This is a genomic window from Collinsella sp. AF20-14LB, from assembly GCF_003459505.1.
Classification (GTDB): Bacteria; Actinomycetota; Coriobacteriia; order Coriobacteriales; family Coriobacteriaceae; genus Collinsella.
Window position 1 is genome coordinate 76,746 of the sequence record NZ_QRWD01000001.1, and the last position, 13,759, is coordinate 90,504.

The 13,759-nt window shown below is 61.7% G+C and carries 9 protein-coding genes; 6 read left to right on the forward strand and 3 right to left on the reverse strand.

The window, feature by feature from the left end:
• Window positions 1-29 precede the first annotated feature (29 nt).
• From def to gltX, 3 genes are all read right to left on the reverse strand, one after another.
• A complete protein-coding gene (def, locus tag DWX63_RS00345) occupies window positions 30-566 on the reverse strand; it encodes a peptide deformylase (protein ID WP_117842449.1) in 537 nt (178 codons plus the stop codon).
• Window positions 567-584: 18 nt separating this feature from the next.
• Entirely contained in the window at window positions 585-3,038 is a 2,454-nt protein-coding gene (priA, locus tag DWX63_RS00350) for a primosomal protein N' (RefSeq protein WP_117842450.1), read from the reverse strand.
• Window positions 3,039-3,248: 210 nt separating this feature from the next.
• Window positions 3,249-4,724, reverse strand: coding sequence for a glutamate--tRNA ligase (gene gltX, locus DWX63_RS00355; protein ID WP_117842451.1), 1,476 nt, complete (start codon window positions 4,722-4,724; stop codon window positions 3,249-3,251).
• A gap of 283 nt (window positions 4,725-5,007) precedes the next feature.
• Between gltX and metK the strand changes: the two genes are divergently transcribed.
• The 6 genes from metK to DWX63_RS00385 all read left to right on the forward strand — a co-directional run bounded on the left by metK (window position 5,008) and on the right by DWX63_RS00385 (window position 13,619).
• Window positions 5,008-6,288, forward strand: a complete 1,281-nt coding sequence (metK, locus tag DWX63_RS00360) for a methionine adenosyltransferase (RefSeq protein WP_117842452.1) — start codon at window positions 5,008-5,010, stop codon at window positions 6,286-6,288.
• 311 nt (window positions 6,289-6,599) lie between these two features.
• The gene (gene sdaAA, locus DWX63_RS00365) at window positions 6,600-8,207 is read left to right on the forward strand and encodes an L-serine ammonia-lyase, iron-sulfur-dependent, subunit alpha (protein WP_117842453.1); all 1,608 of its coding nucleotides are present in this window, start codon (window positions 6,600-6,602) and stop codon (window positions 8,205-8,207) included.
• A gap of 149 nt (window positions 8,208-8,356) precedes the next feature.
• Window positions 8,357-10,081, forward strand: a complete 1,725-nt coding sequence (locus tag DWX63_RS00370; RefSeq protein ID WP_158559572.1) for a L,D-transpeptidase — start codon at window positions 8,357-8,359, stop codon at window positions 10,079-10,081.
• Window positions 10,082-10,213: 132 nt separating this feature from the next.
• A complete protein-coding gene (locus DWX63_RS00375) occupies window positions 10,214-11,635 on the forward strand; it encodes an efflux RND transporter periplasmic adaptor subunit (RefSeq protein ID WP_158559573.1) in 1,422 nt (473 codons plus the stop codon).
• A complete protein-coding gene (locus tag DWX63_RS00380) occupies window positions 11,635-12,408 on the forward strand; it encodes an ABC transporter ATP-binding protein (RefSeq protein ID WP_055250391.1) in 774 nt (257 codons plus the stop codon). The genes DWX63_RS00375 and DWX63_RS00380 overlap by 1 nt, the downstream gene beginning before the upstream one ends.
• Window positions 12,405-13,619 carry an ABC transporter permease gene (locus DWX63_RS00385; RefSeq protein ID WP_117842456.1) on the forward strand — a complete coding sequence of 405 codons (1,215 nt, stop codon included), beginning with the start codon at window positions 12,405-12,407 and terminating at the stop codon, window positions 13,617-13,619. Before DWX63_RS00380 ends, DWX63_RS00385 begins: the two co-directional genes overlap by 4 nt.
• The last annotated feature ends 140 nt before the right edge of the window (window positions 13,620-13,759 follow it).

A 13,759-nucleotide genomic window follows, 5' to 3' on the forward strand; every position in this document is an offset into this window, starting at 1 on the left:
TTAGGCGGGCGCCCCGGGGACGGACAAACCTACTCCGTCTCGCCCGGTCGAGCGCCGCGGGCCAGGGCGTCCTGGTACTCCTTGACGGCCTTGATCCTCTGCATAGGCTTAAGGCGCTCGAACATGGTGTTGCCATGCAGGTGATCGATCTCGTGCTGTAGGCACACGCAGAACAGGTCGCCCGTAGCCTCGTAGCGAATCAGGTTTGCGTCCAAGTCGTACGCCTCGACGACGACATGGTCGGGACGCTCGATCTCGCAGCTAATGCCAGGGATGGACAGGCAGCCCTCGCCAAACGGCACCATATGGTCGCTCTGCTCCACAATCACGGGGTTGATGAGCACGTACGGGTCGTAGTCGTTCTTGTCGCTGTAGTCGCAGTCGATGGTGACGAGCTGAATAAGCTCGCCGATCTGCGGGGCAGCCAGGCCGCAGCCGCCGTTCTCGAACATCATCTTCTTCATCTTCTCGGCAAGCGCCTCGATCGCCGGGGTGATCTCCTCGATGACGGCGCACTCCTGGCGCAGACGAGGGTCGGGCGACAGTACGATTCCGTTGGCTTCCATGGCCATCCTTTCGGGTTGTTACATCAAATCATAGGCATCGACGTCAACGCTCACGCTCACGCCGCGCACAGAGCCCACCTCTTTGAGGCAGGCGTCGATATCATCAGAGACATGGTACCCCACGGGCGACTTCACAAGCAGATGGAAGCGGTAACGGTCCTTGGCTCTCTCGATTACACACGAAGCCGGGCCCAGAACCTGCGGCACGGAACTCCCCGCCCGCAAAAAGTCGGACGCGGCGGCATGCCAGCGGCGCTTAAGAAGCTTTGCGATACGCCCGACGTAGTCCTGCGCGTCGTCTCGGTTCGCCGACCACACCAAGATGTTGACCAGGCGAACAAACGGCGGGTACAGCGCGTCGCGGCGCTGGTCCAGGTCATAGTCGGTAAAGATCGAACGGTCGTGCTCAGCGACGGCGCGAATGACCGGATCCTCGGGCAGGTAGGTCTGGATGATGACCTCGCCGGGACGATCGCCGCGACCGGCACGGCCCGCGACCTGCTCCAGCAGATCGTAGGCGCGCTCCCCTGCTCTAAAATCGGGCATCTTGAGGGCAAAGTCGGCATTGACCACGCCCACGAGCGTGACTTCGGGAAAGTCGAGGCCCTTGGCGATCATCTGGGTACCCAACAGCACCGCGCAATCGGCGGCATCGAACTGCTCGAGCAGCTTTTTGTGCGCATCCTTGCCGCGCGTGGAATCGGCATCCATGCGAATAATGGCGACGTCCTCGGGCAGCATCTGGTGCAATGCGTCCTCGATCTGCTGCGTGCCCAGCCCCATTTTTGCAAGATAGCGACTGCCACATTTGGGGCAACGGCTCGTGGGCGCGGGATACGGCTGCACGCGCCAAGACGAACCGCATGTGTGACACTGCAGCGTGTGTGTGCGCTCGTGATACGTAAGCGCTGTGGAGCAGTGGTTGCAGGTGGGGACGCAGCCGCACTCGCGGCACATCAGGAATGGCGCAAAGCCACGGCGGTTATGCAGCAACACGGCCTTCTCGCGGCGCTCGACCACACGCTCCAATCCCTCCATCAAGGGTTTTGAGAACATGGAGCGGCTGCCGTGTGCGAACTCGCGACGCAGGTCGGCAATGCGGACCTCGGGCAGCACGGCGTGTCCCGGGCGCTCGGGCATCTCGACGCGCGTCCAAGTGGTGCCGTTATACGTTCCATGGCGGCAGTGGTCGAGGGCCTCGGCAGAAGGCGTGGCCGAGCCCAGCACAAGTGGGCAGCGATAGCGGCGCGCCATCTCGGCCGCAACCTCGCGCGCATGGTAGCGCGGGCTGGAGCCCTGCTTGTAACTGGTCTCGTGTTCCTCGTCGATGATGATGAGGCCCAGGTCGTCAAGCGGGCAAAAGAGCGCTGAGCGGGCGCCGACGACCACGCGGGCCGCACCGCTGGCGACCATATCCCACTGGTCCAGGCGCTCGCCAGCAGATAGACGCGAATGGAACACGGCGACCGTCTCGCCAAAGCGCGAGCGGAAGCGGCCGACGGTCTGGGCCGTCAGCGAGATCTCGGGCACGAGCACGCAGGCAGAGCGGCCTGCCGCGAGCACGCGCTCGATAGCGGAGAGGTAAACCTCGGTTTTGCCGGAGCCGGTGACGCCGTCAACCAGCACCACGTCGCCATGAGCGTCAAGGCGGGCGCGCTCAATCTGCGCGAGTGCCTGTTGCTGGCCGTTGGTAAGGGAGACCGGCGCCTTGCCGCTTGCCGAGGACAGCGTAGTCTGCTCGCTGCAACCGCGCCAGGCACGGCGCTCCTCCACCACCACGATGCCGCGTTTTTCGAGCGCCTTGATGGTCGCCGACATACTGTTATAGAGAAGGTTGAGGTCGCGCGTCGTGACAGGACCACACTGGAGCGCCTCGATGAGTTGGCGCTGGCGGACCGCGGTCTTGGGTGGCGTGTAGTCAAAGCCTTCGGGCGTAAGCATCACCCAGCGGTTTTGGATGGGTTTGACGGCTGGACGCTCAACCGTCCACACACCGTCGTCGCCCTTGACCACACGCGGGCTGCCACCCGGAGGCAAGAACAGGCGCAGACACTCGGAAAGCGTCGCGACATACTCGCGGCTCATCCAACGTGCGATGCGGGCGGCTTCGGCGGTAAAGAGCGGTTTGCTGAGGATGGCCTCGATGGGCTTGATGCGCACCGGGTCGAGGGAGTTGTTGCCCGGCAGATCGCCCAGATCAGGCGCAATGTCGACGACATAGCCCGCGGCGGCACGGTTACCAAAGTGGACCAGGACCGTGGATCCGATCTGGACCTCGTTGGCAAGGGACTCGGGGATGCCGTAAGCAAACGGTTCCGACAGCGCACGGGTGGGGATGTCGAGGACCACGCTCGCGTAGGCGGCAGGGGGCTCGGGCGAAGGCTTAGACTGAGCCGAGGCAGCGGCAGGCTTGGGCTTCACCGGAGCTTCCTCCGGTTCCGGCAAACCAAACAGCGACAGTTGTTGAGCCATACACCACCTCTAACGAACGGACCTGAAAGGGGTGGGACAAAACAATCAGTAGAGTTTGTCCCATGGCCGATACGAGTGTCGAGCTCGTTGCGTCACTCGAACATGGGACAAACACTACTGATTATTTTGTCCCAGCAACCCACTCATCGGTACAGAAACAAGAGCCCCGCTCGGGTGAACGGGGCTCGGATACATGCATTTGCGCGTCTACTACAGCGCCATCGTGCGAGCGCGGTCGATACGCGCCAGGCAGTCGTCGCGGCCGACGAGCGCCATGGTCTCGCCCAGCGGAGGGCTCACCATGTTGCCGCAGACGGCGACGCGCACGGCCTGGAACACCACGCGCTTCTTGAGGTCCATCTGCTCGGGCAGCGGCTCAAGCGCGGCGTCGATGGCCTCGGCAGTCCACTTGTCCACGCCCTCGAGCGCGGCCTTGGCGGCATCCAGAATGGCGCCAAGGCCTTCCTTAGCCAGGCCCTTGTTAACGGATTTCTCGTCATACTCGAGCGTCTCGGCCGTAGCAAAGATGGGAGCGGCGACGGTCACGGCGTCGGCCGGCATCTTGGTGCGCGGCTTGACGATGGCGGCAAGCGCATCAATCCAGTCCTCGCCGTACTCGACGTTGCCCTCGATGAGACCTGCCTCGTGCAGTTCGGGGACCATGATTTCATCGGCAAACTGCGCGTCGGACATGCCGTTGATGTACTCGGCATTGACCCAATCGAGCTTCTTGGGATCGAAGGTCGCCGGGTTCTTGGAGATGCGGTCGAGCGAGAACTTGCTGGCTAGGACATCGCGCGGGATGATCGTGGTCTCGCCGTCGAGCGACCAGCCGAGCAGCGCCAGGTAGTTGACGAAGGCGTCGGAAAGGTAACCGGCGTCGCGGTACTCCTCCACCGAAGTTGCGCCGTGGCGCTTGGAGAGCTTCTTACCGTCGGCGCCCAGGATCATGGAGATGTGGGCGAACGTGGGCACGGGCGCGCCGAGGGCCTCGTAGACCATGACCTGGCGCGGGGTGTTGGACAGGTGGTCGTCGCCGCGGATGACATGGGTGATCTTCATCATGGCGTCGTCGACGACGGTCGCGAAGTTGTACGTGGGCGTGCCATCGGAGCGGAAGATGACAAAGTCGTCGAGCTCCTTGGCGTCGAAGGTCACTTCGCCGTGGACGGCGTCGTGGATACGGACGTCGCCGCGGTCCTCGGGCACCTTGATGCGCAGGACGTAGGACTCGCCGGCCTCGATGCGGCGGCGGGCCTCCTCGGGATCAAGATCGCGGCAGCGGCGCTGATAGCCCTGGAAGGGGTCCTTGCGCTCCTGCGCGGCCTTACGATCGGCATCGAGCTGTTCCTTGGTGCAGAAGCAGGGATAGGCCTTGCCCTCATCCCAAAGCTTCTGGGCGGCCTGCTTATACAGGTCCAGGCGCTCGGTCTGGGCGTAGGGGCCATAGTCGCCGCCCACCTCGGGACCCTCGTCCCAGTCCAGGCCAAGCCAACGCATGGCGCGCAGGATGATCTGCGTGTTTTCGTCGGTGGAGCGGGTGGGGTCGGTGTCGTCGATGCGCAGGATGAACGTGCCGCCGTTAGCGCGGGCGAAAGCCCAGTTATAGATAGCGGTGCGGGCGCCGCCGATGTGCAGCTTGCCCGTCGGTGAGGGTGCAAAGCGGACGCGAACGTCTGATGCCATGGAAATCTCCTCGATTACAGGATGGATGTCTAACCGCACCAGTATAAAGCATCAAAGCAACCTCCGCACAAAGGGCACCGACCTACTCATTGGGGACAGGCTTAAATGACCAGTCTTTGGGCAACCTGTCGGCACTTAGCCAAGGATGGTCATTTAAGTGTGTCCCCAATGAGTAGGTGCGGAAAGGGTGTGAATGTTTGATTTACGCGCTATGATGTGCCCTTGCATAGAGAGCCCAGCGGAATGGTAACGGTCGCCGGGACACGTTTTTGAAAGGACAATCATGTCAGAAGAACTTCGTTCCATCCCACCCCAACACGGGTCCTTTGTTTTTACGTCGGAGTCGGTGACCGAAGGTCATCCCGATAAGATCGCTGACCAGATCAGCGACGCCGTCCTCGACGCAATCCTCGCCAAAGAAATAGAGCTCCAGGAGCAGGGCTACATCGCCCCCAACGGCGTGCCTGCCAACGTGGAGAACGTCCGCTGCGCCTGCGAGACCCTCGTGACCACCGGCACCGTCATCGTCGCCGGCGAGATTCGCACCCAGGCCTACGTCGACGTACAGGAAATCGCCCGCGGCGTTATCCGTCGCATTGGCTACAACCGTGCCAAGTTCGGTTTTGACTGCGACACTTGCGGCGTTATGAGCCTCATCCACGAGCAGTCGCCCGATATCGCCCAGGGCGTTGACGAGTCCTTCGAGACCCAGACCGGCGCTACCACCGACCCGATCGAGCTGATCGGTGCCGGCGACCAGGGCATGATGTTCGGTTATGCCTCCAACGAGACCAAGACCCTCATGCCCATGCCGCACTACCTGGCAAGCCGCCTGGCCGAGCGCCTGGCAGCCGTGCGTCACGACGGCACCCTCGCCTATCTGCGTCCCGACGGCAAGACCCAGGTCACCGTGCGCTACGAGGACGGCAAGCCCGTCGAGGTCACGACGATCGTCATCTCCACGCAACACGCCGCCGAGATCGAGGACATGGGCAAGATCAAGGCCGACCTCATCGAGCACGTTATCACCCCGGTCATGGCCGCCGAGAACATGCCGTGGGACAACGCGGACATCTACGTGAACCCCACCGGTCGCTTTGTCGTGGGCGGCCCCATGGGCGACACGGGCCTCACCGGCCGCAAGATCATCGTCGACACCTACGGCGGCTACGGCCGTCACGGCGGTGGCGCCTTTAGCGGTAAGGACTGCACCAAGGTCGACCGCTCCGCCGCGTATGCCGCGCGCTGGGTCGCCAAGAACGTGGTCGCCGCCGGCCTGGCCGACCGCTGCGAAGTCGAGCTTGCCTACGCCATCGGCGTTTCCAAGCCCCTCTCAATCATGGTCGACACCTTCGGTACCGCGCATGTTGCCGAGGACAAGATCGTCGAGGCCGTCGAGAAGACCTTCGACCTGCGCCCGGGCGCAATCATCCGCGACCTAGACCTGCGTCGCCCCATCTACGAAAAGACGGCAGCCTACGGTCACTTCGGCCGCGAAGACGCCGACTTCACCTGGGAGAATACCGACCGAGTCGAAGAACTCAAAGCAGCCTGCGGCCTGTAAGCTAGCGGCAAAAGCTACAGCCAAATCGAAACGCACCAAAAGAGGTACCGGACCAACCGGTACCTCTTTTTTATTAACCGGTGGTGAAGATGAGCCGACCTGGGACGCAGAATAGGTCACCAGCTCATGAATTTTGCAGCACGAGCGCCTCTACCATGTATCCTTAGTCCCGAGGGGCGGGGCATAAGGTCGATCGCGAGTTCCGCACGAGCCGGAGAGCACTTAATGTGCTCTCCGTGCGAGTCAGGACTGTCCGAGCAGGCGACCTTATGCCCCGCCCCTCGGGACGACGGGATAGAACAGGAGCGCATATGGCAGGCAAGCCACAAACACTAGCTACGACCTCGGCATTCGAGATCTTGGGCCCCGTCATGGTCGGCCCCAGCTCATCGCACACCGCCGGCGCCCTGCGCTGCGCACAAGTTGCCGCCAGCCTGCTGGAAGGCCGCATCACCAAAGTCACCTTTGGCCTGTGGAACTCCTTCGCCCACACCTACCGCGGCCACGGCACCGACCGCGCTCTCGTCGCGGGCATTCTGGGCCTCGACACCGATGACGAGAACATCAAGCAGGCCTTTGACCTCGCACGTGAGCAGGGCCTCGAATATCACTTTGACATCAAGGGCGACGACGCCTCCATCCACCCCAACACCGTCGACATCGATATGGTCGACGCCACGGGCGCCACGGCGCAGGTCCGCGGCGAGAGCTTGGGCGGCGGCAAGATGCGCATCAGCCGCATTAACGGCGTCGGCGTCGACATCTCGGGCATGTATTCCACGCTCTTCGTGGCGCACCAGGACGTCCCCGGCGTGCTCGCAGCGCTCACCAACCTGCTCGCCTACGCCCATGTGAACATCGCCTTCTGCCGCACCTACCGCACCGAAGTGGGCGGCCAGGCCTACTCCGTCTTTGAGACCGACGGCGCCCCCGACGACACCGTCGTCCCCATGCTCCGCAAGCTCGACAATGTCGATTACGCGACCTTTATCGAGCTCCCCGGTTCTGCCTCGTCGCTCTCCCCCGGCGTCTCGGCAAAGGAAATCTTCGACGACGGCGAGCAGCTGCTCGATGCGTGCGAGGAACTGGGGCTCAACATCGGCGCCGTCATGGCCGTGCGTGAGGCACGTCTGACCGGCGAGGCACACGCTATCGCCGCCATGCGCCGCGTACTCGACGTCATGCGCGAAGAGACCACAGCCCCCATTTCCAATCCACAGCGCTCGCTCGGCGGCCTCATCGGCGGCGAGGCAAAGCTTGTCGATGCCACCAGCCGAAACGATCTGAGCATAAGCCTGATGGGCGCCGTCCAGACTGACGCCGTGGCCCGCGCCATGGCCGTGCTCGAGCGCTCGGCCACGATGGGCGTAATCGTCGCAGCTCCGACGGCAGGATCAGCGGGCGTCGTCCCCGGCTGTGTGCTGGCACTCGCAGACCATTTGCAGCTGGACGACGAGCAGGTCATGGATGCCCTTTATTGCGCCGCCGCCATCGGCCTCAACCTCACCACGAGCGCCTGCGTTGCCGGCGCCGAGGGCGGCTGCCAGGCTGAGGTAGGAAGTGCGGCCGCCATGGCTGCCGCCGCGCTGGTGCAGATGCTCGGCGGCACACCCGAGCAGGCGCTCGATGCCAGTTCCATCGCGCTGAGTAATCTGCTGGGCCTCGTTTGTGACCCCGTCGGTGGCCTCGTGGAGGTGCCCTGCCAAAACCGCAACGCCATCGGTGTGGCAGCCGCCTTTAGCTCCGCACAGCTTGCCCTCGCCGGCATTAAGAGCCTGGTGCCGTTTGACCAGATGGCGCACGTCGTGCTCTCGGTGGGCCACGCGTTGCCGGCCACGCTGCGCGAGACGGCAAAGGGCGGCATCGCGCAGGCTCCGGCCGCACTTTCGGCCTGTGCAAAATGCGGTGTGTGCGGATAGCGACAAAGAACGACTCGAAGGTGGGACAAATGTCCCACCTCTTTTGAATGCTACCGTTTCCATACCACAATCAACTAGGTAATCGCTATAATGCAAGCCCAGTAAAAACACGATGAGCCGCAAGGCAAAATCCGAAGGATATGCATACGATGTCGCAAAACGATCGAACTCAACTGATTCCCGATCCGCAGCAGCCGAGCAGGCACACCGGCGGCGTTCAGTCGCCGCGTCCTATCGCGCCGAGCCACGGTCAGCAGCGTGGTGCGGCAAACGCTTCGCAACGCCCGAACCAGCAGCGCCAGCAACGTCAGCAGCGCCAGGCAAACGGCAATACGCCCAAGCAGCCCCCCACGCACGGTCGAGGCGATCGCGGCCCCGCGCGCAAACCCACCGGGAACAATAAGTCGGGCAAAAAGACGACGCTCTTTGTCCTCCTGGGTCTTATCGTCATTGTCTATATCGTAGGCGCCGTAGCATTTTCGCAGGTAGCCTACCCCAACACCACCATCGCCGGCGTCGACGTCTCGTTCTCAAACGCATCGTCTGCCGCCACCAAGGTCAACTCGGCGTGGAAGCACTATAAGCTCACCGTGACAGGCGATGACTTTAGCTGGACCTATCAGCCCGAGTCCGATGAGCCCATTGTCGACGGCGAAGCTGCCGCAAAAGAGATTATCAGCCGCAACGAAGCCATTGTATGGCCGGTTCGCCTTGTAGAATCCTTAAGCGGCAAGACCAAAACAACCGCTAGCTCCAACGAAGTCGATCTTGATCAAGACGTCGACCTGTCCATGCTCTCCGACACCTTTGACCAAAAGCAGTTTGAGAAGGATCTGGGCGCCGCCGTCGACGAGTTTAACGAGGGGCGTTCGGGCGCGTTCGAGGCCAATAGCTCCTATGACGAGCAGGCCGGCAAGTTTACCGTCGAGAAGGCGCGCTCCAACGAAAAACTCAACCGCGAGCATGTCATTAAGTATGCCGAGCTCGAGCTTGCCTCGCTGGCCGAGACCGTAGATCTTTCCAAGCTCGGCAACGATGCCTATGAGCCGCTCAATGGAACGCTGACTGATGATCAGATTCAGTCTGCATGCGATGCCGCCAACAACTTCTTGGGCGTCAACGTGACCCTCAAGCTCAACGGCGAGGATGCCGGCAAGGTTGATGGCAGCTCCGTGTTGCAGTGGATCAGCTTTGCCGATCCGGCCAACCCCACGCTCGATACGTCGCAGATCAGCAGCTGGGCAGCCGAGCTCGCCAACGGCTTCAATACCGTGGGCTCCACTCGCTGGTGGACGCGCGCCGATGGCAAGCAATGCGCCGTCGAAGGCGGCGACTTTGGTTGGTCCATCGACAGCAGCTCGCTCGCCAAGCAGGTCGAGGACGCCATTAACAACAAGCAGACCGGCGAAATCGAGATCAAGTACTCCCAGAAGGCCGACACCTTTACTGCAAAGGGAGAGCCCGACTGGAAGGCATACGTCGATGTCGATCTGTCCGAGCAGCACGCGCGCTACTACGACGAGAGCGGCAATATCGTGTGGGAGGCCAACTTTATCTCCGGCAAGCCGGGAGAGGACGCCACGCCCGAAGGCGTTTGGCAGATCAACAGCAACAATGGCGCCAGCAAGCTCATCGGTGCCAAGGACCCCGAGACCGGCAAGCCCAAATACGAGAGCCCGGTCAGCTATTGGATGCCGTTTGAGGGAAACATGGTCGGTTTCCACGATGCAACGTGGCAAAACGACAAGAGTTTCGACGATCCCAACTCCTACAAGTGGTGCGGCAGCCACGGATGCATCAACCTTCGCCTGGCCGACGCCAAGGCGCTGCACGATTGCATCAAAGTCGGCCTGTGCGTGGTTGTCCACTCGTAGTGCAACGCGCGCATTCATACAACATGCAACTGCTGCGACCAATCTAACAATTCCGAAAAATACCGTCCTATGCGCCTGCCCCAACCGGCGGGCGCATATACTTATCAAGGTTCTTTCTATAAAGGAGACGCTATGCCGAATGTCCCCAACATCACCCCGGGCCCGGATGATACCGAGCACACGCCCGAAGGTGCCACCGAAACGCTTCCTCTGATCACAGACGTACATGCCGACAAGGAGAGCGGACGCACGAACGATACGGCCGAGATTTCCGATGAAGAGGCATATGCCAAGCTCAAGGCAAAACGTGCCGAACGTCGACGCAAAAAGCTGATTCGACGCGGCATTGCCGCCGGCATCGTGGGTGTCATCGCGCTCATTGCTATTGTTGCAACCCTGGTTATCAATGCGCAGCCACAGGGCGCTAGCGGGCCTGCGACCGACATGGTGACTGAGGGCACGTTTAGCACAACGGTCGAGGCAAAAGGCCAGCTCAAACCCATTTCGTCCTCAGTGGTCTCCCCTTCTGTCGACGGCACGGTCGATACGATCAACGTGCAGGCAGGCCAATCCGTCAACGAGGGCGACGTGCTTATGACCATTAAAAACGAAGAGCTCGATCGCAACGTTGCCGAGGCGCAGCGTGCAGTTGCAGCCGCTCAAGAAGACCTCGCCAACGCGAAGAAAGCCGCAGCTGCCGCGCAGGCCAACCCAACGACGGACGTCGACGGAGGTTCCGCAGCGGCTGGCATCTCCGCCGCATCAGCGGACACGAACGCCGTATCGGCCGCGCAGCGCAGCCTCACATCGGCCCAGGCAAACCTCGATCAGGCGAACGCCAAGGCCGCCAGCCGTACGGTCACGGCCCCGAGCTCGGGCAGCATCGTGGCGCTCAACGCCAAGGTGGGCGCCACGGTAACAGGCGGCATGATCATGGGCGAAGGCGACACGAGCGGCGGCAAGCAGTGCATGCAAATCGCCGACCTGTCCAAGATGAAGGTGACGGTTCAGGTGGGCGAAAAGGATATCGCCAAAATTGCCGTGGGCCAAAGCGCCAACGTGACCTATCCCGCGTTTCCCGATATCGTGAGCCAGGGCACCGTCACGGCTATCGCCTCGGTGGCAAACTCTGACTCCGGCTCCGGTAGCGGCGGCAGCGTGACCTTTAACGTCGACATCCTCATCGAAGCACCCGACAGTCGCCTTAAGCCGGGTATGACTGCCGAGGTCTCGGTAGTGACCGAGAAGCTCGACGACGTGGTTATGGTGCCGACCATGGCGCTGATGACCGAAGATGGCGAGCACTATTACGTCAATCTGGCCACCGATTCGGAAGGCAAGAAGACGCGCCGCGTGAAGGTGACCGTCGTGACGCAAAACGACAACGAGGCTGTAGTCGGTAAGACGCAGGTCAAGCGCGACGACCAGGGCAACGAGATCAACCCAGACGTCCCGGTTACCAAGTTACGCGACGGCGACACCATCGTGACGGATACCGGCGCAGGCATGACGGCAGACGGCGGCGACAATATGTCTGCCGACGAGGGCAAGTAATGCGTCCCGTCATCGACATCCGCAACGTGCACCGCATCTTTGAGAGCGAGGCCGGTTGCGCCCACATCCTGCACAACGTGAGCCTGGCGGTGAACCCCGGTGAGTTCGTCGCCATCACCGGCCCCTCGGGCTCGGGCAAGTCGACGCTCATGAACATCCTGGGCTGCCTGGACAAGCCGACGGCGGGTGATTATTTCCTGCAAGGGCTCAACGTCGCCGAGCTCGACGATGATGAGCTCACCGAGGTGCGCGCGCTGAGCATCGGCTTTGTCTTTCAGAGTTTTAACTTGCTGCCGCGTCTGACGGTGATCGAAAACGTCATGCTGCCGCTGTCCTACACCAATGTGCCGCGTAGCCAGCGCGAGATGCGCGCCGTGCACGCGCTGCAAGCCGTCACACTGCCGGTCGACCATTGGGACCACCGCATATCGGAACTCTCGGGCGGACAGATGCAGCGCGTCGCCATCGCGCGCGCCCTCGTCAACGACCCGCCCATCATTTTGGCCGACGAGCCAACGGGAAATCTAGACTCGACAACCGGGGCGCTCGTCATGGAAACCTTCCACAAGCTCCAGAAACGCGGCAAGACCATCGTACTCATTACGCATGACCCCGGCATCGCCGCCGAGGCCGATCGAGCCGTAACCATCCGTGACGGGCGAATCCATGACGGCGCATATGTCGCGCATACACCGAATACGTTACGCGGGGCCGTCAAAAACCTGCCCGCGATTTCTGCAACCACCAATCAGCCGAAAGGAGCGAAGGCATGAGCACCCGCGATCTTGTCCAAGAAGCCCTTCACTCGCTCGAGGCCAACAAGGGACGCAGCCTGCTCACCATCCTTGGCATCGTCATTGGCATCGCCTCGGTCATCGCCATGACTTCGCTCATCGGCGGCATCCAAAACAGCTTGGTCAACAGCTTGGGCCTCAACGCAGCTCGCATGGTTCAGATCTATTCGTCCCAAGAACTCTCTGATTCTGACGTCCAGAAGCTTAAAAAACTGGTACCGCAGATAGAACAGATCGGCATTGTCAACAGCGCGTATACCGAGTACAAGATCGGCGATAAAAGCTATACCGTCATGGCACAGGGTGTCGATAGCGACATGCTCGACGCCGTGGGTGCCAGTAAGCTCGTTGTGGGGCGCACCTACACCGATGTCGAGTCAAAGGCAGGCTCGCGCGTGGCGCTCATCAGCCGCGGCGGCGCCGATCAGCTTTACGGCAACGAACAGGATGCGCTGGGAAAAACCATCAAAGTGTCCAACGGCGAGGTGCAGATTGTAGGCGTGATTGATGGCGGCAGCGACTCCATGGGCTCGCTCACGCTGTATATGCCACGCGAAACCATCTCCGGCCTGTTTGGCGACGAGAATCCTTCATTCCCCAGCGTGACGGCACTTGCCGCCGAGGGCACGGACATGGATGAGCTCTGCAAAAACATCGAGTCCAAGGTGCGCGCGATGAAGGGCATCTCGGAGGACGATGAGTACGACAGTGTATCGGCGACCTCCATGAAAAGCGCCATCGATGCACTCAACTCCTTTATGGGCGCATTCTCGCTCATCATGGGTGCTGTCGCCAGTATCTCGCTGCTTGTCGGCGGGATCGGCATTATGAATATGATGCTCACCAACGTGACCGAGCGAATCCGCGAGATCGGTATTCGCCGTGCCCTGGGCGCCAGTCGTCGCGATATCACCGCGCAGTTTTTGGCCGAGTCCTCGGCGCTGTGCGTCACCGGTGGCCTGCTGGGTGTCCTGATTGGCTATCTGCTGGCCTGGGGCCTCGCGATGTTTGCCGCAGGATCAGGGGTTCTCAACGAGCTCGGTGCCAGTGGGGAGATCACACCGAGCTTTTCAATCGCCACGGTGCTGCTGGCCTTCGGCGTCTCCGTCGGCATCGGCGTAATCTTTGGCTTCTACCCCGCTCGCCGCGCGGCAAAGCTCAACCCGGTGGAGTGCCTACGCTACCAGTAAGCCACCACCAGCTACCAGTAAGCCACCACCAACAAGTTGCGGTGAATTAGGGACTGAATATGCTATCTAGCAGCAAAAACAGACACTATTTCACCGCAACTTATTGAAGGGCTGTTTGCGCCAGTTCTGGGCGTCGTCCT